This window comes from Peribacillus sp. P4_D6, from assembly GCF_056401795.1.
Window position 1 is genome coordinate 1 of record NZ_JBFUIQ010000005.1, and the last position, 21363, is coordinate 21363.

Genomic DNA, 21363 nt, shown 5'->3' on the forward strand with positions numbered 1-21363 from the left:
CGTCCGAATTAGCGCTGGAGATGAAATATTAAACCTTGCGGCTGCGTCGTAAGAAGATATACCCGTTTCATTCATATAATTAAGTACATCCATTTTAAACTCCGTAGAATAACTTGTATAGGATTTCTTAAATCCATCGGCTCCTTGAATTTGGTATAAACGAACCCATCCTTGAATTATTTGATACGAAACTTCAAATATTTTTTGAAGATCCATATAACCTTCTAGGTAAAGTCGTGTAATGAATATTTTCTGTTCTGCAGAAAAATTAGCCATAAAAACACCCCGTAAATGTTAGTTTGGTGTCTAACATTTACGTGGCAGTTCAATTCGATTTTCATCAAGTCTGTCTACAGTCTGAGACTTATCCTCAACGGATCGTCTTTTTTGTTCATAATATCGATGGGCTATCGCCAGCCTCGACTTGCCAAAGCTTTTCAAAAAAAGGCTGCCCCTTCACAAGGTTTTCACAAAGTTGAAGGTGCTTCTCTGACCAGCCTTCCTTCATTTCTTCATATAACTCAAGCCAAGCTATCTGAAAATCCATTTCTTGAATGCTTTCATATTTCTCAGGGGCCCATTCTGTGTACCAATAGCGGATTTCAGCAGTGTTTTTCGCCGTGAATAATTGGTCCATGGCCATGAATAGCAATTGCTTAAGCTGTCTTTCTTTTCTTGTCAAACCGTTCATGAATAAGGGAGACGGCGACAAAATATGATATTCTTTCTCAGATGTAGGTTTTTCAATAAAGGTGTAATCCATCTCATCATGGTTTTCTATCATGTCATAAACAATTTGTTCCTGCCGGGGAATTATTCTGCTTTTCCTAATCGGAATATGATAACCTATCGTATCAACAGCTAAAATTCCATTTCCGTCAGTCACGATAAAACAATAGTCAAGCTGAATTCGCTCATGATTTTTCCTTGCATATGCTTTTTGATAAACATCATTCAGCAATGGCTTAGGTAATTCTGACAAGTCGTTTTCTATGTAGTGGAACAATGTTGATGACACTTTCAACAAAGGAACTTGATCTAGTAGTTCGATCCCGTCATCTTTCCTCCATTCATGAAAATGACAAATATTATAGCCGTTTTCTTCTCCTTCAAACCAGTTAACCCATACATCATGAAGATATAGCATCATTCATCCCTCACTTAAACAAATTTCTGTTTGTCAATCAGTATAGGCAGGAACCATACAATTTATTCCTATTCTAGAAAACAGAATAATAAAAAAAGAACGTATATTTTAGCTCTATTTTGATAAGAATTCTTCAGATTGAATAATGAATGATCTTTTCACGGAGAGTTTTTCAAAATTTTTCACCAGGTAATAGCCACTACAGTATCCAAGCATATATGGATATCCTTTTGTCCCAAGCAGAAGTACATCATGAAGAGGATCTGTACGTTTTATCGTGTGCTTTTCCTCTAAAAGCTTTCTCCAATATTCTCGTAGTTTATCTTCCTGATATAACTTAGTCCAATTCGCTAAATATTTTGTTCCTAAATATTTTCCCACCGTTCTTTCCGCCAGTCCTTCCATGATCATCGTATCAAGGAGAGTGAATTCTTTTTGGTCCTTTTTCAAATGATGCAGACGGCAAACATGATGGTATTCATGAATCAACAGGGCCTCCATTTCCTTTTCGGCTATCCCCTTTCCATAAAAAAGGAATAGTTTATCTTTAAAGGCCAACCCTGACTTCGTTTCAACTTTTTTATTCCATATCCCTGTAGACATGAGCGGGAAAATATATATGGGAACATCAGGCCCTCCCCATAGCTTCTTATAAGCTGTAAACAAGCTTTGTGTTTTTTCCCATACATCGTTTTCCTGTAAGTCTTCCCATGTGAGTTTTGTTTTTTGATTCGGCGAATACATGCCATGCTTCAATAAATGATGATACATCATTTCAGCATCAAGGGTATCGTTGAAATTGCTTTTAAGTCTTTCCATCATCTGGATCGGCCGGTTGAAATCCTTCCTCATCCATTCATTGGTTGAAATGACTCCCATTTCACCATACACCTCCGCTTCTATTGACTATCGTATGATTTAATGAAGGCGGATGACACAATATATCCCTTTTCCCTTCAACCTAAAAAAGAGCAGATCCCAAAAAGATCTGCTCTTCCTTCAAAACTTATTGATATTTCTTGAAAAGAATCGTTGCGTTATGTCCACCGAATCCAAGTGAATTGCTGATGGCTGCATTGATTTCGCCCTTCCTTGCTTGATTCGGGACATAGTCCAAATCACACTCAGGGTCTGGTGTCTCAATATTGATGGTTGGAGGCAAAATGCTGTCCCTGATTGCCTGAATCGTGAATATTGCTTCCACACCGCCTGCTGCCCCTAACATATGGCCTGTCATTGATTTAGTGGAACTTATCGCAAGTTTATTAGCATGGTCGCCAAAGACTTCTTTGACTGCCATCGTTTCGTATTTGTCATTGTATGGTGTACTCGTTCCATGGGCATTGACATATTGGATGTCTTCCGGATTCAAACCTGCATCCTCAATTGCAATTTTCATGGCTCTTGCACCGCCCTCTCCACCTGGTGCCGGAGCGGTAATATGGAAGGCATCTCCAGTTGAGCCATAACCAGCTATTTCAGCATAAATATTGGCTCCTCTATTCAATGCATGTTCAAGGTCTTCCAGAACGATGATTCCAGCTCCTTCACCTATTACGAAACCATCACGGTTAAGATCGAAAGGACGGCTAGCGGTTTGTGGATCAGGATTTGTCGATAAAGCCGTATTTGCACAGAAGCCTGCAACCGACATTTTTGTGATTGGCGCTTCTGCCCCGCCTGTAATCATGACATCGGCATCGCCCCGTTGAATGGCTTTAAACGCATCACCAATTGAGTTTGTTCCTGTTGCACAGGCTGTTACCGTACATGAATTGATTCCTTTTGCACCCAGTAAGATAGAAACCTGGCCGGCTGCCATGTCCGGTATCATCATTGGAACAAAAAATGGGCTAACCCGTTTATATCCCCTGTTTAAAAAGTTTTCATGCTGTGTTTCAAGTGTCTCCAGCCCGCCGATACCCGAACCGATCCAGACCCCGACACGTGCAGCATTTTCATCGGTTATTTCCAGCTTGCTATCATTATATGCCATAACGGAAGCCGCAATTGCATAATGCGTAAAACGGTCCATTTTGCGAGCTTCTTTACGATTTATATATGTTTCTATATCAAAGTCCTTGATTTCAGCAGCCACTTTAACGGGATATTCTTCAGCATTCAAACGAGTTAAAGGCCCTATTCCCGATTTCCCCTCGATTATATTCTTCCATCCAGTTTCTGCATCATTACCAACTGGAGAGATTGCTCCAATACCTGTTACAACTACACGACGATTAGTCATTGAAAATGGCTCCTTCCTATTTTTAAAGCTCTTACGATTTGTTTCTTCTTTTTATTTACCCCACCTAAGAGCGATCGCTCCCCATGTAAGGCCACCACCAAAACCGACCATGACGATTAAGTCATTGTCCTTGATTCTTCCCGCTTCCATTTCTTCCACAAGGGCCATTGGAATGGACGCTGATGAAGTATTTCCATATTTATGAACCGTTTTTGTCATTTTTTCAAGCGGGAGACCCAGGCGTTCCCTTGAGGCTTCCATTATGCGTATGTTTGCTTGATGCGGAACAAGCAGATCCACATCTTCCTTTGTCAAACCAGCTTTGTCCAATACGCCCAGGCTGGATTCCCCCATCTGACGGACAGCAAATTTAAATACTTCACGTCCATTCATATGAATGAAATCTCCTTCCTGTAATAAGTGCTTCCCGCCAGTTCCATCTGCGCCTAATTCAAAGGAAAGGACCCCTTTGCCATCAGAGACAGGTCCAAGTACAGCTGCACCCGCTCCGTCACCAAAAAGGACAGCAGTATTACGGTCTTCCCAATTGGTTACTTTCGAAAGTTTTTCAACACCGACAATCAACACATGCTTATATGCACCTGTCTTAATAAATTGCTGTGCCGTGATCATTGCATACATAAATCCGGCACATGCCGCACTTACATCCATTGCAGCTGCCTTCATCGCTCCCAATTTCTCTTGAATCATGCAAGCGACAGAAGGAAACGACTGATCAGGTGTAACGGTAGCCACAAGAATCATATCTATCTCTTCAGCCGAAATTTCCGCATTTTTCAATGCAGCCTTTGCGGCTTCATAAGCCATATCTGATGTATCAATATCATCATTTGCAATTCTTCTTTCCTCGATACCCGTCCTGGTCCGGATCCACTCGTCAGAAGTGTCCATAATTTTTTCTAAATCCGCATTTGTAACGATTTTGTCGGGTAAGTAGCGGCCAAGCCCTAGTATTCCAGCATTCATCTTGCCATCCCCTTATATTTTAATGAGTTATTATAATCATCTATTATTACCTGGTACTAATTTTATATAAAAAAAGACTTCCTTGCAAGAGTTAACAATTTGAAAGGCTAAAGAAATCTCTTTCGGAAGTCGGTCAAGCGCCTATGCCAGGGGAAATTCAGGGACATACATTATAAATAAAAGGTGTAAAGGAGGACTCATTGTGGACATTTTCAATCGCAACCGCGAAAGTAACCCGGATGATCATTTTTCGAATTTGATGTTTGGCAAGAAACCCGAACCGGAGCAAGAGGAATCGAAGGTTGATTACTTGCAATTGATGGCGAGCGTTGAAACATTGATGGGCTTGTACAGTCAATACAAACCGACCATTGATAAAATCAATCTGGATCCATTGATTGCCAAGTTCTTGAAAAAAGAATAAAAAATTAAGGCTGCCCTTTATCGGGACAGCCTGCCTTTAATTAACGCTGAGCATCTTGTTTGCCAAGCTCATAAGCTTCTTGCATTACGCTTTTAAAGAGCTCCATGAATGGCTCTGCCATCTCCATTGAAAATGGAATCCCGCTTGCCTCAAGCTTCGCTTTAGCCTCTGGGAAGTATTTCATGGCGATTCCCATAAATTCAAGAGTTTTATCTGAACTCATTCGCGTTTCCCCCTATCTTTTGAATATTCATCAATTGATTTGTGATGCCTAAATAAAGCTCAATAATATCATAATTCCACAGAACCCTTTCGTAAAGGGCGCACATATAAAATCATGGATATCTTTTGATGTTCTTCCTATCCTTGTACATTATAGTACAAGACATATAGATTAGAGGCAAATATACCGTTTTGTTCTTCTCAAATAACGAAAATATTTTTTTAATCACGCTTTCTCCACTTTTTAAGTAAGTTTAATCGTTTATTATGTTTTTTTTGTAATGCAATGCCTTCTTCCGGTTCCATTTTGCATTGCACTTCAAATATTGTTCCTTTATTGATTTTAGTTGTTGATTGTTGGGGAGTGAATGAATCCATGCTTTCATCAAATATTAGCTTGGCACATTCATTCCAATGATCATCAATAGAGCTGCACAATTGGATGTCCCTATCGGAACCTGAGGTTAGCACCGCTTCCAAAGCATTAACAAAATCAGTGATATAGAGAGCATCAAAGGTATATTCGGCAGCAATTGCCGCTTTGATATCAGACTGCCCAAGCTGATTGATTCCAGCTTCAAAGCTCATGCCTTCCGATTGCCAAGGTCCATAAATCGTCGGTAAAAATATGATTTTTGCGGAATCGATTTCACGAATCGAGCTTAATATGGAATGAAAAATACTGACATCTTTTTCAATGGGCATGAAAAGAACGAAATTGGGCGTTTCATTCTTGCCATTTTTGAATTTCTCAATGAAGGAAACGATTTCGCCTATCAGAAAATCGATTTTCCCCATTTTGCCGCTTTGAATATCGTAGCAAGAGATGAACACCGTGTCCTCCTGTGAAATATCCAATAATTTAAGTTTATTTATCGGAAAGTATATAAAATTTGAATTCCTTCCTATTTCAAGTTCTTTTTCTTCCATAATATATTGATTTGCTTCGGAATCATCCCAATCGATTCCAATTACTTCTTTCCCTTGGTTCAAAAAATATTGAGTCACATAGAATCCCACAAATCGATAAGTGCCAATGACAATGTTTGTTTGCATAAATACAGCCTCCTCGTATGCCATCAAGCCCACTTCACCTGGCACGTCTAGTTTTTTTAGATGCTGTATCGTATGCAAACTATTGTAAAAATATATCTCTTCTCATAAAATCTCTTCATTCTCATTGAAAAACTTTTGTATTTGATAGGGGATTTTATAACGTTTTTCGGGCAATATATACGTCAGCTGCAGGTCTGCTTTTCTTGCCAGCTGGATTTGCCGATAAAGGGAGGCTTGCTCTTTCCGTAAGCTTCCAAAAACCTGAATCACTTTCATGGGGATATTCTCTGCGATTACTGAATCTTCAGTGTCCAGGATATGCTGCTCACATTCCGCAGGCTCAAGCTCATATGCAGCAGCAACCTCGGATAGCCACTTTTTATAGAAGAACTTATTTTCCTTTTCTTTCTCCAATTGTGCTTTCAAGGAAAAAACCGGATCAATCAATACGACAGACCGAATTTTATTTCCAAGTTCATTCATTAGCTTTAGGGCAAGTAGTGCGCCTGTCCCCTCTGCCAATATATGAACCCTTTGATTGACTATTTCTTTTTTCATGAAAAGAATATATAGGTTAAGGGAAAGGTCCAGTGCTTTAGGACTGCCCCAGTTGGCTCCGTGAAAATTGGATGAAAACAGCGTGTATCCGTATTCCTTTAAATATTCCAATATCTGCAGCCTCCCAGGATGCTGCAGCCAAAAGCTGCTGTCTTTTTCGACAAAATGACTGCGGTCTCCAATTACCATTACGGAAAAACCACTGGGCCGCTCTGGATAATAGATGATATTCCACTGGTCATCAATTTGAAAAGTTCGTTGTTCCATCGTTCTAACTCCTTTATGGAATATTACTACTATATTAATTTATGACGAAAAATAGAAAGGGTCAGTGGAAACGCCTAACTTCTTATCTTAAATTAAGCAAGCAGGGACGATTTTTGTTTTTATTTTCCCCTATAATTTCCTTTTTGAAGTTTTGAACCAACTTGTATGCCAAAAAAAATTCTCTTATGATTTAATGTATTGAATAATTTAAAGGTTATTATTAAAAACACGTTTTAACTGTATATTAATTATGGTAAGATAAAAATGAATGTAGTGGAATGAGGTGAAATTCGATGCGTTATGCTTGGACAATTTTTTGGACATTCTTATTAGTGCATATGACTGTATATGTTGTTTCTTCCATGATCGGAGTTTCATACGATGCTGCGCAGGGAACGATTTTAGGATTGGCTGCGGCTATCCTGATTCTTATCATCCCTGCTATCTTGCCTGCTGGGCCAGCTAAAGACTCCCATCAACATTAAGAAGCAAAAGAGGACATCCTTTTTAGGATGTCCTTTTTGTTATACCATACTTTGCTTACGGGTAAACTGCATGGCGACGTTTTTATATGAGGACCAATTCATCATGATCATAATCAATCGTGATTCCTTCTTTAAGCTCAACAGTCCCAGCTATGATTTTACGGGCGATTTTCGTTTCAAGATGCTTTTGGATGAATCGCTTCAGCGGTCTTGCTCCATATACCGGATCATATCCCTGGTCCGCAATGAATTCTTTAGCCGCTTTTGTGACGTTGAGGACTATATTTTGTTCAGTTAACCTCACTTGTAATTGATGAACCATTTTATCTACGATTTCAACGATTTCTTGTTTTGTCAGAGGTTTGAATAAAACAATATCATCAACTCGATTCAAAAATTCCGGACGGAAATGCCCTCTTAATTCTTTAAAGACCTGATCTTTTATTTCTTCTTCCATGCCACCATCCACCCGGTTGGATTGCAATAAGAAATGGGAACCGATATTGGAAGTCATGATGATCACCGTATTTTTACAGTTGATTGTTCTGCCTTGAGAGTCTGTTATTCTTCCATCATCCAACATTTGCAGTAAAATATTGAAGACTTCCGGATGCGCCTTTTCAATTTCGTCCAATAATATGACTGAGTAGGGGTTTCTCCTAACAGCCTCCGTAAGCTGGCCGCCTTCCTCAAATCCAACATAACCGGGAGGTGCACCAACAAGTCGGGACACGGAATGTTTCTCCATATATTCCGACATATCAATTCGAATCATATGTTCCTCACTATCGAATAATGTTTCTGCCAAAGCTTTTACCAATTCGGTTTTACCGACACCAGTCGGCCCAAGAAAAATGAATGAACCGATTGGTCTGTTTGGATCTTTTATTCCAGCCCTTGCTCTTAAAACAGCATCGGATACGAGTTCCACCGCTTCTCCTTGACCGATTACCCGTTCATGCAGGATATCTGATAGGCGAAGCAGCTTCTCCCTTTCACTTTCCACCAGCTTGCTTACCGGAATCCCTGTCCACCTTGCCACAATCGAGGCAATTTCCTCCTCCGTCACTTCCTGGCGAAGCAATCGTGATTCCTGTTTTTCCTTTTCCAATTCGTCTTCCATTGCTTCCAATTCTTTTTGAAGCTGCGGAATCCTTCCATGCCGAAGTTCAGCTGCCCGGTTAAGGTCATAGTCATTCTCTGCCTGTTCCAGTTCATGACGCAGTTTCTCAAGCTCTTCACGTTTGTCCTGCACCTTTTGAAGCGCTGATTTCTCCATTTGCCACTTGGATTTCATGCTATTCGCTTGATCCTGAAGTTCTGATAGTTCTTTTTGAAGCCCTTCCAGCCTTGCTTTGCTTTGAGGGTCGTCTTCATTTTTCAGGGCCGCTTCTTCAATTTCAAGTTGCATGACTTTTCTCGTGATTTCATCCAACTCGGATGGCATGGAGTCGATTTCCATGCGGATCATCGCACAAGCTTCATCCACTAGATCGATCGCTTTATCCGGTAAAAATCGCTCCGTTATATATCGGTTCGAAAGGACAGAGGCTGCAACGATCGCCCGATCATGTATCCTGACGCCATGATGAATTTCAAACCGTTCCTTTAATCCCCGCAAAATTGAAATCGTATCTTCAACATCCGGTTCAGGAACCAGAACCTGTTGGAAACGGCGTTCCAAAGCCGGATCCTTTTCAATATATTGCCGATATTCATCAAGGGTCGTTGCACCGATACAATGCAGCTCACCGCGCGCAAGCATCGGCTTTAACATATTTCCGGCATCAAGGGCGCCATCCGTTCTTCCTGCACCGACAATTGTATGCAATTCATCAATGAATAAGAGAATTTTCCCATCACTCTTCTTGATCTCATTCAACACCGCTTTTAGGCGTTCCTCAAATTCACCTCGGAATTTGGCCCCTGCGACAAGTGCACTCATATCGAGTGAAAAAACGGTCTTATCCTTTAAACCTTCCGGCACATCCTTCCTGACAATCCTTTGAGCCAACCCCTCGACAATCGCTGTTTTACCTACTCCAGGTTCTCCTATTAATACAGGATTATTTTTCGTTTTCCGTGAAAGGATCCGGATGACGTTACGGATTTCCGTATCTCGACCGATTACTGGATCGACCTTACCCGATTTAACCTCAGCAACGAGATCTCTGCCGTATTTTTTCAGTACTTCATAAGTGCTTTCAGGATTTTGACTAGTCACTCGCTGATTCCCCCTTATATCGCTTATAACCCGTTTTGCTTTATCATAATCAATTCCATATGATGAAAATAGCCTGTTTACATTCGTTCTATTGACTTGCAAAGACGCAAGCAGTATATGTTCGACAGATAAGTATTCATCCCCCCACTTCTGCATTTCCTTTTCGGCAGCCGTCAGAATTTGCTGTAGGGAGGATGACATGTAAACCTGGGAAACACCCCCGCTCACTTCCGGTAATCTATCCAATTCCTTATTCAGCTCTATATCAAATAGATTCACCGATTTACCAGATTCCGATAAAATCCTGATTAATAAACTTTCATCCTGCTCCATTAAGGCCTTTAATAAATGAAGCTCCGTCAGCTCGGGATTCCCTCTTTCATTGGCTAGTTCCTGACCGCCAGTGAATGCCTGTTGGGTTCTCTCCGTCATTTTATTAATATCCATCTTGAAACCTCCCATTCATCTATATCATGAACGAATCACAACTTGGTTTGACCAATTTTGACCTTTATATTTTCATTATACTTCTAATTCTCCCCATGTAAAGGAAAGTTATAAGAAATGCAGTAGTTTGGAAAATAAACGGAAAAAGCCTTTCTTCATATAGAAGAAAGGCAGAACCATTTGTAACATGGATACATTCCTTTATGGATGAAACAAAATGGTTTATGCTTTCACGGCCGTTTTATTGTAACCATGAAATTCATCGACGAATTGGAAATCCCTATCCGTCCGACCTGCAAGGATCGTATCTCGAAGCAGAATGCCTGCATCGGTCGTATTGTGGATGATTTCCCCCCACATTCTTGCACTCGTTTGAACATTAGCCGTACGTGGAATGCGTTCCTCCTGATACTCCAAAAATGCCTGTTCAATGTCATTCCCATGCTTATGGAGCATATCAGACAAATAAGCTGCATCTTCTAAAGCCTGGCAAGCGCCTTGTGCCAAGTATTGAAGCATCGGATGTGCCGCATCGCCCATAAGCGTAATTCTTCCTTTTGTCCAATTGTCAATTGGTAAACGGTCATACATCGGCCAGCGGCGTTGTCTTTGAATGAATGAAATCGCATTCTGAACAAGCTCACAAGTTCCGGCAAATACACGGTCCATTTCTTCCGGTGTTCCCCATTGATCTGTTTTTTCGTTTTCTTCCGTATATTGAGAACTTTTGAAAACCACTACTTGGTTATAAAGTTCTCCCCTTCTAACCGGATATTGAACAAGATGAAGGTCCGGACCAATCCACATGTATACATCATCTAAATCTCCATGGCTCGTAACCTCTTCCATCGGGATCGCTCCCCTGTATGCAACATATTGAGAGCAGACCGGCTGATCTTCCACAAAAAGTTTCCGTGCCTTGGACCATAATCCATCGGCTCCAATGACAGCAGTTCCTGAATGTTGGGACCCGTTGGCAGAAGTAACCGTCACTTCACCTTCATACTCTACTGTCTCAATAATGGTTTGATTCGTGACCAGTTCGATATACGGGTTCTTTTCACAGGCTTCAGCCAATACTTTATGCAAATCGGAACGATGCAAAACAACATACGGAGCTCCATATCTTTCTTTATAAACATCACCTAAATCCAAAGCGGAAAGCTCTTTTCCGGAAAAGGCGTCCATCAGCACCAATCTTTTTGGAAATACTCCAATATCATTGATTTTATCCATGACACCTAAACGCTGCAATACGTTGGTGGCATTTGCTGCAAGCTGAATCCCTGCACCAATTTCCCCAAATTCGGGAGCTTGTTCCAGGACTTTTACATACTGTTTTGTTTCTGCGATTCCTAAAGCAGTTGCCAATCCGCCAATTCCCCCACCGATAACGATGAATGGTTTTTTTTCTGTGTTCATCATCAATTCCCCCTATATTAGTTGCTTTTAGCCAAAGTTGCGGACCACTACCAAGTAAGCGTTTTCATTCGAATGGCATTCATCTATTCACTAGTATCTTAGCTGAAGATTCCAAACCGATTATTTTCAAACCAAAACAGGCTTGAATTCACTTTCAACCTTTTGGTACCCATTGTTTGTGTCTAATGCTTGTTGCTGTTCCAAATCGAATCTTTCCATTATTGGTAGGTCGTTTACCGAGAATAAGTAAGAATCCGCTTCTGCAACGTGCTCATGCCATGCCCAATTCGGAACGACGAAATAATCTCCCTTGGACCAGTCAAAACGCACTCCATTAATGACCGTATATCCTGATCCTTGGTGCACTTGATAAATCGTGGAATGGGTATGGCGATGGGCTTTCGTATGGAAACCTTTAGGAAGTTTCTGCATCCATGCCCCCATCGTCGGATTGGCCGTCTGGCCATTTGATGGATTGATATATTCCACGGCAAAACCTTCATATGGATCCGGTTCGAAATTCATCAATCCTTCTATCGCTGCTTTGGTGCCTTTCCACTTGTAGTTGGCAAGCGGTGCCACTTGTGAATAACGGTCGGATACTGGACGAACCATTCCGCCTTGATAACGGAGCTCTGAAAAATTATCCGGCCGCTTAGGCGTTTCAATCCGATCTGGATATGGTTCAAAGAAAGTGCCGCCTATGGAATAGATGGTTGGGATATCAAGGGCATCCATCCAAATCATTGGTTTTTCCCCAACATGGCCATGACCATGCCATAAGTTTTTAGGCGTGATCAAAAAATCGCCTTCTTCCATGAAGATCCTTTCTCCCTGCACGATGGAGTAGGCACCTTCACCATCCGTAATGAAACGAAGTGCACTTTGGGAATGACGGTGGGAGGGGGCCACTTCACCTGGCAACAGTAGCTGGACCGCTGCATAAAGCGTTTGTGTTGTCGAAGCCCATCCCCAAGGCTGGCGATAAGTAAGGCCAGGGTTTTGAAAATAAATCGCCCTGCGCTCCCCGCCTCGGTCAGGTGTGAAGATTTCAGCCGCTTCCATCAATTTTTTTGTCAAAAGCTCTTCTTTCCATAAATAAGCATGCGCATGAGGTTTAGGTTCATGGTCCATCAGAGCGGGAATGGCTTCCCACAGCGGCCCAAGGTTATACTGCTGAATATCCTTTGTAAAATCTTTTACGATTGTACTATTCATGTATTCCGATTTTTCAGCCATATTAATCCCTACTTTCTTTTTTATTTTGCCTCACTGGATTTTAGAAAGATTTCGCTTAATTTGATCATAATGTCCTGAAACATGCTCATCGATGAAGTGATCGACTATATAAGAAACTGGTTTGTTTCCGAATTTAGCGAAATTCCGGTGTGGCGATTCTTTGGATAGTGTTTCTTCATCTAAATCCCCGAGACCGCTCTCCACTTTATATTTAAGCTCCTCCACTTGCTTCATGACATCATCCACAGCAAGTTTGTCAGTATCGGTAACCGCCGCCAATCGGGCTGGATCTTGCAATCCACGCCCCCATTCGGATCCAGGCATCGCTATTACAGTTTCCACTTCACCTAACCAATAAGGAATGGCTTCAGCTAAATGGGAAAGTATCTGCATGATCGACCATTCATCCTCTGCCGGTTTAAATCGGATCGTTTCTTCCGGTAGGTTTGCCGTTGTCTCAAGAATATGGTCGATGGATTGTTGCACTGATTGGATTGATGTCCCGATTTCCTGATAAGCCATTTTATTCTCCCTCCCCGACACGTCTCACACGGTTTTCAAGATAACCTATTTTGTCGATTTCGATTTTGACAACGTCACCATCTTTCAAGAACACTTGTGGATCACGGGCTACTCCTACCCCACCCGGTGTTCCTGTCAGTACGATGTCACCTGGTTCAAGAGTCATTAAATTCGATAAGAATTCAACTAGATACTTCACATCGAATACAAAGTTGGATGTATTGGTTTTTTGGCGTTCTTCACCATTTACCGTTAATCGGACATTCAAGCCCGATGGATCGGACAGTTCATCGGAAGTGACTAACCAAGGCCCCATCGGAGCACTTCCTTCAACCGTTTTCCCTTGTAGCCACTCAAGTGTACGCCGTTGGATATCACGGTAAGTGACATCATTCGCAATTGTATAACCAGCTACATAATCAAGAGCATCTTCTTTTGAAACATTACGTGCCCTTTGTCCGACAACAAAAGCGAATTCGGCTTCATAATCCAGTTGTTCCGAGATTGGGAAAAACGGTATATCATCCTGGGGACCGATAACTGTATTGGCGAACTTTGCGAATACTACAGGGAATGGCGGCAGTTCACGGCCCATTTCAGCAATGTGTTCACGGTAATTATGGCCGACACAAATAATTTTGCTTGGCTTTTGGACAGGGGCCTCAAGCTTTATATTTTCAATTTCATGTACCAATTGATGTCTGAAGGAATCACGATTGTTAATAGCGTAGTCCGCAGCCTTTTGTGCGATGGAAAGGCTTTCATTCCCTCCCTGTAAAAACTCCTCCATTGTTGCAGGGACATAAGCGTCAGCAATTTTTTCACTGCGAAGTTTCCCTTCGCTTTCAAGTAGCGCTTGATAGGCATAGTTCAAGTCAACGACTACATTTTCCGGGTAAATCGCACCGATGCGTTTAAATCCTTGACTGCTGAACGTTACTAATTTCATATTCATTCTCCTTTATTAATCTGGATTTTTTTAAAACCTATTTTTGATGCCAACATCCTAATTCTGCTGGATTTGCTTCGCAAACCAGAATTTGAATGACGTACACCTTATCTATTTCACTTATAGATAACATTGTTCACTATTTATATAAATAATAACTTAATTTTCGGAATATTGTCAAGAAAGTATTGCAAATTTTTGTGCAAATGTTATCATCTACACCATTATCAGTACTGCGGAATCAAAAAGTTCGTTATTCATTTAATAGGAACGTATATTGATAGCTTCAAGCATCCGGCGGTTTTTCTGTTGATTTTCATGTATATTTTACATATTCTGATATACTAGACCTAAATTAAAACAGATTAGGGAGATTGATTTATGGAAATCGTAAAATCCGGTTCGACGATTCAATCATTACAAATAGGGATGAGCATCATAGATTTACTTGCTTCCCACAGAACTCCTTTAAGATTCTCTGATATTCAGGAATTAACGGAGATAACGAAAAGTAACCTCTATAAGTATTTGAATACTTTGACTCAACTTGAGTTACTATATCGCGATAAGACAACCGGTATGTATCACCTTGGGAGCAAATTGATTCAATACGGAATGGCAGCGATAGGAAATGAGGATATAACGAGCAGAATAACTCCTTATTTACAGGAAATCAGTCACCATACTTCCTGCACGGTCCTTTTTTCCGTTTGGACATATGATGGACCAATCACGGCAAAAATATGGAATTCCAATCAAAACTTAAACATAGGGGCACAGTTAGGTACACGACTTCCGCCATCATCCTCTTCCGGAAAGGTATTCACTGTATTTCAGGATCCTTCCTTGACAGCGGAATGGATTGAAAAAGATCGTAATGTTACGGGCTCGTTCCTTAATGAAACGAATGAATATGATGAAATTCGGACATACAAAATAGCTTTTGCCAAAGAGCCACTTGTACCATCCGTTTCCTCCATGTCCATTCCGGTTTTTAATTATAATTCGGAATTGTTGGGAGCAATCACTGCCGTTGGGTTCACCGAAAACATTCCTGATCATTATGAAGATCCTTTAAGTGTCTATTTAAGGAAAAGCTGTTTGGAAATCTCGAATATATTCGGTTATTCCGCTGAATAGAAAAAAAGCAGGAAGAAGGATGGCGACCATTCCTTTTTCCTGCTTTTTGATGTTTCATGGCTTCCGCTTATAGGTCCATATCCGATTATGATTGGATGTTTCAGGAAAAGAATCCCCTGCATCCAGCTTTACCATTTTCGGATTCACTACCGTGCTGCCCGTTTCACCGATTTCTACGTAGGTCCCATTATTCGGTGCCTTTTGACCTGGCTTAAATTGACGATTTTGCCCCATAGATTTCACCCCTTTACATGCTTTCCCTGTTATTATTACCAGGTTCCTACCTTTCATGTCAGAAAAATTTGGAACATACGGGAAATTCGGTTGAATTAAAAAGCGTCTGTTCTCTGAGCAGACGTCTTTTTAAGTTTTTAAAAATTGACCGCCGATTGGAACGTAGGGCACTCGCTTTCCGGGGCGGTCCGCCCTCGGCGCCATTGCGACTGCGGGGTCTCCCTTGGACGCGCTTTTCCCGCAGGAATCTCGAACACCAGCTATTAAGGATAGAGCCTTTTACCTGCAGTCTTTTTTGTTTTAATATAGTGGATTAAAACTCGAGGTATAGGGATGCTTTTCTAACCATGGTTCTATTTAGCGAGATCAATTTGAAATGATTACTTCAGATCAACTGGTACCATAGAACCATTTGTTTCGTAAAATGAAGGCAACAATTAGTGTCTTTTTCATTTAAACTTGAAGGGAGATATGTTTTAGAGGTAGGGTTCCCAAGTATTTATCCAGTTATTATTCTCTAACTGATACAAATAAAATCAAAAAGGTTTCGGAATGAGACCATTCCGAAACCTTTTTTTCTACAAACTGAGTGACTGCTCTCTGAAGTAAGCTTTTTTGGTTAAGACATTAAGTCCACCAGGACCGCCTTTTGGGCATGAAGGCGATTTCCGGCTTGGTGGAAAACGACGGAATTAGGACCATCGATGACTTCAGCCGTAACCTCTTCCTCCCGATGTGCAGGCAGGCAATGCATGAATAAATAATCTTCTTTAGCAAGTTTTACCAGATCACCATTAATTTGATAATCTTTAAAAGCTTCTAAGCGGATACCATTCTCGATTTCCTGCCCCATGGAAGTCCAAACATCCGAATAGACGATATCCGCATCTTTTATGGCCTCCGAAGCTGAGGTTGTCACCAAAATTTCACTGCCAGTCTCTTCTGCCACTTTTTTAGCATAGGCGACGACCTTTTCATCAGGTTTGTAGGCGTCAGGACACCCAATGGAAAAATCCATTCCCATTTTTGCACAGCCTACCATCAATGAATTCGCAACATTATTGCCATCACCGATATAACTCATCTTCAAGCCTTTTAACTGCCCTTTTATCTCGATGATCGTCAAGAAGTCTGCAAGTACCTGACAAGGATGTGCAAGATCTGTTAACCCATTGATGACTGGGATAGAAGCATTTTCTGACAATTCCAGGATTTTTTCATGCTCGAAGGTACGAATCATGATGCCATCAATGTATTCAGAAAGAACTTTTGCAGTATCGGAAATCGTTTCACCACGTCCAATTTGCAAGTCATTGCCACTTAGGAACAAAGCGTGCCCGCCAAGTTGCATCATGCCCACTTCAAAAGAAACACGGGTACGGGTAGACGATTTTTCAAAGATCATCCCCAGCGTTTTCCCTTTTAAAGGCGTATATTCTTCACCTGCTTGCAATTTACCTTTAATGGTCTGCGCTAGCTTTAACAAATCTGCAATTGCCGTTGGTGTGGACTCTTTCATGGTCAAAAAATCTTTTCCATTTAAAATCTTCGCTTGTGTCGGTGCCGTCATTGAACTCATACGTGTGACACTCCTTTCGAATATGGTATAAGCCATTCCTGAAGAGAGGTAACCCCTGGATCGGCATTTTCCACCGATTGCAGATAGGCCATGAACGTCTCTTCTTCCGTAAAAGCAAGCAGTCGGTATTTCGCTGCAAGTAACCTTAGCTGCTTATCTTCCTCCGTTGTTCCATATGCCAAAACGACCGCCGCATTTCCTTCATTTAACCATTCATCAAAATCTGAATTCCCCAATGTCAAACCTGCTTCTTTGATTTGCACTAACAGGTCTTCACTTAATTGAACTGATTCTGATTGATAAACGCCTGTGGTATGATTAGCTTTTTGAGCATGGAACACTTTTGTCAATGCTTCATTTACCGTTTCCCCGATGGCGATTCCTTCACCTGTTGATTTCATTTCCGGACCTACCTTCGAATCAAGTCCGCTTAGTGCAAAAGTAGAGAATACGGGATATTTGACAACTGCATATGGAATTTCATCCATTAAGCCCGTTTTTTCGAAAGCATTCGACAATGAATATTTCCCAAGCAATATTTTTGTCGCTATTTGCACCAAAGCTACATCGGTCACTTTACTGATGATTGGAATTGTTCGACTTGCACGAGGATTCACTTCCAATACGTATACACTATTTCCTTCGATCACGAATTGGATGTTCATAAGACCTTTATAACCAAGTTCACTAACTAGTTTTTTAGCATAAAGAGTCATTTTATCTTTAATATCATCCGTTAAGGATTGAGCTGGCAATAAGGCCATGCTATCTCCTGAATGGACGCCTGCTTTTTCTATATGTTCGGCAATGATGGGAATATAAACATCATTTCCATCAGCAATCAAATCGATTTCGGCTTCCTTCCCTGGAATATAGGAATCGATCAACACGGGATAGACTAGTGCCGTTCCATTAGCCATTCTATTCAACAAGCTTTCTTTAGAGCCGATGATTTCCATTCCCTGGCCGCCAATTACATAGGATGGTCGTAAGAGTACCGGATAGCCGATAGCCTCTGCCCGGGAAATTAATTGTTCTTCTCCATTAGCCATTGAACCTGGTACATGGGGGATATCCAGTTTTTGAAGAAGCTGATAAAAACGATCACGATCTTCTAATTGATCAAGTGTATCGAAGGATGTCCCCAACAAATTAACACCGTATTCTTCCAGGCCTTTAGCAAGGTTTATCGCTGTCTGCCCGCCAAATTGGACGATAACATCAATTATGTCTTCCGCTTCTATCACATTAAGAACATATTCAAGGGTCAACGGTTCGAAATAAAGGCGATCTGCTGTCGCAAAATCCGTGCTTACCGTTTCCGGATTATTATTGATCATGATCGTTTCAACATTTTCATCCTGGAGTGCATAAACACCGTGAACTGAACAGTAATCAAACTCTATTCCCTGTCCAATGCGGATCGGGCCGCTGCCAATCATCAAGACTTTCTTTTTATCCGTTTTTTGCTGTTCGTTCTCACCAAAATATGTTGAATAGTGATAGTTTGTATGTGATTCGAACTCGGCTGCACATGTATCAACCGTTTTGTAAACCGCCGTAACACCTAGTGATTTCCTGTGTGCCCTCAACTCCATCTCATTTACTTTCCATACGGAAGCAAGATAGCGGTCTGAAAAGCCCTTTTCCTTGTATGACTGAAGTTCTTCCCTTGTTACATGATCGATTGCCTTAGCTTCAATCTCCATTTCGCTTTGGATCAATGAAGCAAAGGATTTAAGGAAGAAATAATCTATGGTTGTCGCTTCATGGATTTCTTCAATCGTCACACCTTTTCTAAGCATTTCAAAAATGACAAAGATTCGTTCATCCGATTTTTCGGCAAGCTTTCMCCAAAGTTCAGGAATGGTTTTATTTTTCAGTGATGATAGCTGCAGCCCAATCGTTTTCAATTCCAAAGAATCGACGGCCTTTTGGACTCCACCCTCAAAGCTGCGGTGTAAAGCCATGACTTCACCAGTTGCCTTCATCTGTGTTCCCAATTTGCGGTCGGCGGTCGTGAATTTATCGAATGGCCACCTCGGGAACTTCACCGCTACATAGTCAAGCGCAGGTTCGAAACTTGAATATGTGCTTTTCGTTACAGGATTGATGAGCTCCGATAAATCGTAGCCGACAGCGAGCTTTGCCGCTATGCGGGCTATGGGATAACCTGTTGCTTTTGAAGCTAGTGCCGATGAACGGCTGACGCGCGGGTTCACTTCTATTAAATAATATTGCTTGCTATTCGGATCAAGTGCAAATTGAATGTTACAGCCGCCTATGATCCCTAAAGCAGAGATGATTTTAATGGATGCGGCACGCAGCATCTGAAACTCATCGTCCGATAAAGTCTGTGATGGTGCCACGACGATCGAATCACCTGTATGGATCCCTACCGGATCGATATTTTCCATATTACAGATAGTGATGCACGTATTGTTGCCATCGCGCATAACCTCATATTCGACTTCCTTAAAACCAGCTATGCTTCTTTCAATCAAGCATTGTGTAATTGGGCTTTCTTGCAGTCCGCCCCGTACAAGTTCCTTAAAGGTCTCCAGTGAATCGGCAATACCACCGCCAGTTCCGCCGAGTGTATAAGCGGGACGAACGATGATGGGGAAACCGATTTTGTCGGCAAAAGCAAGCGCTTCTTCAAGAGTATGGACAATCGTACTGTCGGGAACGGGTTCACCTATTTCAAACATCAACTCACGGAACAGCTCACGATCCTCCCCTTTTTTGATGGAATCGATCGGAGTTCCCAATAATTTGACCTTATATTTTTCAAGTATTCCAGCATCATCCAACTGATAAGCTAGGTTCAATCCTGTTTGACCGCCTAATGTAGCGAGCAGGCCATCCGGCTTTTCTTTGGAAATGATCTTTTCCAGTACATCAACCGTTAAAGGTTCGAAATAAACAGCATCCGCATTCATATCATCAGTCATGATTGTTGCCGGATTGTTATTGACCAGTATGACTTTATATCCTTCTTCCTTTAAAGCGAGGCAGGCCTGTGTACCTGCATAATCGAATTCGGCGGCCTGCCCGATGACAATCGGCCCCGAACCAATCACTAAAATGGTCTGTATCGTGTCGTCCTTAGGCATAAGCTTTTTCTCTCCCGCTATAATCATTTATCATTTGTAAAAAGTCTTTGAATAGTAATGAACTCTCGATAGGTCCTGGATTTGCCTCTGGGTGGTACTGGGTAGTGAAGATTGGCAAGTCTTCATGCATGAGTCCCTCAACCGTGTTATCATTCACGTTTCTGAATCTCACTTGAAGCGATGTTCCTTGCAAGCTCGGTTCATCAACCTCGTAACTATGATTCTGCGAACTCATATACACCTTTTTCGTTTTCAAATCGACCACGGGCTGATTCGCACCGCGATGTCCAAACAGCATTTTTTTTGTATTTCCACCTAAGGCAAGGGCCGTTAATTGATGACCGAGGCAGATGCCCATCGTGGGAAAACTCGTAATGATCTTTTTTAAGTTTCCTAAAAGGTATTCAAGCTGTTTTGGATCCCCAGGCCCATTTGAAAGCAAAATACCATCTGGCTTCAAGTCCTTGATTTGCTCGAATTCCGTATCGAATGGTACGACAGAGACTCGGCAGCCTTGAGCGACCAATGAATCCAAGATTGATTTTTTATAACCGAAATCCATCATCACAACGTGCTTGCCGCCTTCACCAAATCTCTCGACAACCTTAGTGGATACCTCAGCTACATGGGCTGATAAACCATTCAGGCTGGGTACGACAGTGTATTCTTCTTCAGCTGTGATGACTGCTTGCATGGAACCTTCCTGTCTTATATTCTTAACGACCGCTCTTGTGTCCACATGGCTTAAAAGAGGAATGTTCCACTTGTCTAAATATTCACCAATTGAATATTTAGCCTGATAATGGGAATGGCTCATATTTCCTTCATATACAATCACACCGGCAACATGCGGCTTTTTACTTTCAAAATCATGTTCATTGATTCCGTAATTTCCGATTAGTGGGTATGTGAAGATGACAATCTGGTCCTTATATGAAGGATCTGTCAACACTTCTTGATATCCGGTCATTCCTGTAAAAAAGACAATCTCTCCAGTGATTGTTTTTTCAGTCGATGTAGTCAGCAGTTCCCCTGCAAAGACGGAACCATTCTCTAAATATAGATAGCTTTTCATGATCTTCACCTCTTTAGATGATGTA

General features: G+C 41.4%; 20 protein-coding genes. 3 read left to right on the forward strand and 17 right to left on the reverse strand.

What is annotated here, in order from left to right; genetic code table 11:
• From AC1DVB_RS03545 to AC1DVB_RS03565, 5 genes are all read right to left on the reverse strand, one after another.
• Positions 1-276: helix-turn-helix domain-containing protein (locus AC1DVB_RS03545; protein WP_477588186.1), on the reverse strand; the 276-nt coding region annotated here is incomplete at its 3' end.
• A 115-nt stretch (positions 277-391) separates the two neighbouring features.
• Positions 392-1147, reverse strand: a complete 756-nt coding sequence (locus AC1DVB_RS03550) for a DUF3603 family protein (RefSeq protein ID WP_477588236.1) — start codon at positions 1145-1147, stop codon at positions 392-394.
• Positions 1148-1261: 114 nt separating this feature from the next.
• Complete coding sequence (locus AC1DVB_RS03555; protein WP_477588188.1) at positions 1262-2026, reverse strand: DUF2268 domain-containing putative Zn-dependent protease; 765 nt, start codon at positions 2024-2026, stop codon at positions 1262-1264.
• Between the two features lie 127 nt (positions 2027-2153).
• Positions 2154-3392: a beta-ketoacyl-ACP synthase II gene (gene fabF, locus AC1DVB_RS03560; protein ID WP_057275861.1), complete on the reverse strand. Its 1239-nt coding sequence runs from the start codon at positions 3390-3392 to the stop codon at positions 2154-2156.
• A 51-nt stretch (positions 3393-3443) separates the two neighbouring features.
• Positions 3444-4379 carry a beta-ketoacyl-ACP synthase III gene (locus AC1DVB_RS03565; protein ID WP_034314519.1) on the reverse strand — a complete coding sequence of 312 codons (936 nt, stop codon included), beginning with the start codon at positions 4377-4379 and terminating at the stop codon, positions 3444-3446.
• 202 nt (positions 4380-4581) lie between these two features.
• Between AC1DVB_RS03565 and AC1DVB_RS03570 the strand changes: the two genes are divergently transcribed.
• Entirely contained in the window at positions 4582-4803 is a 222-nt protein-coding gene (locus AC1DVB_RS03570) for a hypothetical protein (RefSeq protein WP_057275860.1), read from the forward strand.
• A 40-nt stretch (positions 4804-4843) separates the two neighbouring features.
• Here the strand turns inward: AC1DVB_RS03570 and AC1DVB_RS03575 are convergent, their stop codons facing one another.
• The 3 genes from AC1DVB_RS03575 to AC1DVB_RS03585 form a co-directional block, all read right to left on the reverse strand.
• Entirely contained in the window at positions 4844-5026 is a 183-nt protein-coding gene (locus AC1DVB_RS03575) for a ComZ family protein (protein ID WP_034314525.1), read from the reverse strand.
• A gap of 221 nt (positions 5027-5247) precedes the next feature.
• Positions 5248-6081 carry a hypothetical protein gene (locus tag AC1DVB_RS03580; protein ID WP_057275859.1) on the reverse strand — a complete coding sequence of 278 codons (834 nt, stop codon included), beginning with the start codon at positions 6079-6081 and terminating at the stop codon, positions 5248-5250.
• Positions 6082-6183: 102 nt separating this feature from the next.
• A complete protein-coding gene (locus tag AC1DVB_RS03585) occupies positions 6184-6906 on the reverse strand; it encodes an alpha/beta fold hydrolase (protein ID WP_057275858.1) in 723 nt (240 codons plus the stop codon).
• 293 nt (positions 6907-7199) lie between these two features.
• Between AC1DVB_RS03585 and AC1DVB_RS03590 the strand changes: the two genes are divergently transcribed.
• A complete protein-coding gene (locus AC1DVB_RS03590; protein WP_034314532.1) occupies positions 7200-7391 on the forward strand; it encodes a YjzD family protein in 192 nt (63 codons plus the stop codon).
• A gap of 82 nt (positions 7392-7473) precedes the next feature.
• On the opposite strand, the gene clpB is transcribed toward AC1DVB_RS03590, so the two are convergent.
• The 5 genes from clpB to AC1DVB_RS03615 all read right to left on the reverse strand — a co-directional run bounded on the left by clpB (position 7474) and on the right by AC1DVB_RS03615 (position 14194).
• Positions 7474-10062, reverse strand: coding sequence for an ATP-dependent chaperone ClpB (gene clpB / locus AC1DVB_RS03595; protein WP_057275856.1), 2589 nt, complete (start codon positions 10060-10062; stop codon positions 7474-7476).
• Between the two features lie 222 nt (positions 10063-10284).
• Complete coding sequence (locus tag AC1DVB_RS03600; RefSeq protein WP_477588193.1) at positions 10285-11484, reverse strand: FAD-dependent monooxygenase; 1200 nt, start codon at positions 11482-11484, stop codon at positions 10285-10287.
• 126 nt (positions 11485-11610) lie between these two features.
• A complete protein-coding gene (locus tag AC1DVB_RS03605) occupies positions 11611-12723 on the reverse strand; it encodes a cupin domain-containing protein (protein ID WP_057275854.1) in 1113 nt (370 codons plus the stop codon).
• A gap of 30 nt (positions 12724-12753) precedes the next feature.
• On the reverse strand, positions 12754-13245 hold the full coding sequence (locus AC1DVB_RS03610) for a DinB family protein (RefSeq protein ID WP_364282040.1): 492 nt from the start codon (positions 13243-13245) through the stop codon (positions 12754-12756).
• Between the two features lies 1 nt (position 13246).
• Positions 13247-14194: a fumarylacetoacetate hydrolase family protein gene (locus AC1DVB_RS03615; protein ID WP_057275852.1), complete on the reverse strand. Its 948-nt coding sequence runs from the start codon at positions 14192-14194 to the stop codon at positions 13247-13249.
• Between the two features lie 381 nt (positions 14195-14575).
• Here AC1DVB_RS03615 and AC1DVB_RS03620 point away from each other — a divergent pair, with 381 nt between their 5' ends.
• Positions 14576-15334 (forward strand): IclR family transcriptional regulator, encoded by a 759-nt coding sequence (locus AC1DVB_RS03620; RefSeq protein ID WP_034314544.1) that lies wholly within the window; start codon positions 14576-14578, stop codon positions 15332-15334.
• A gap of 54 nt (positions 15335-15388) precedes the next feature.
• On the opposite strand, the gene AC1DVB_RS03625 is transcribed toward AC1DVB_RS03620, so the two are convergent.
• From AC1DVB_RS03625 to AC1DVB_RS03640, 4 genes are all read right to left on the reverse strand, one after another.
• A complete protein-coding gene (locus AC1DVB_RS03625) occupies positions 15389-15568 on the reverse strand; it encodes a YjzC family protein (RefSeq protein WP_034314546.1) in 180 nt (59 codons plus the stop codon).
• Between the two features lie 619 nt (positions 15569-16187).
• Positions 16188-17147, reverse strand: coding sequence for an ornithine carbamoyltransferase (gene argF, locus AC1DVB_RS03630; protein ID WP_057275850.1), 960 nt, complete (start codon positions 17145-17147; stop codon positions 16188-16190).
• Positions 17144-20263, reverse strand: coding sequence for a carbamoyl phosphate synthase large subunit (locus tag AC1DVB_RS03635; protein ID WP_477588197.1), 3120 nt, complete (start codon positions 20261-20263; stop codon positions 17144-17146). Before AC1DVB_RS03635 ends, argF begins: the two co-directional genes overlap by 4 nt.
• Entirely contained in the window at positions 20256-21338 is a 1083-nt protein-coding gene (locus AC1DVB_RS03640; RefSeq protein ID WP_230136657.1) for a carbamoyl phosphate synthase small subunit, read from the reverse strand. The genes AC1DVB_RS03635 and AC1DVB_RS03640 overlap by 8 nt, the downstream gene beginning before the upstream one ends.
• Positions 21339-21363: the final 25 nt, after the last annotated feature.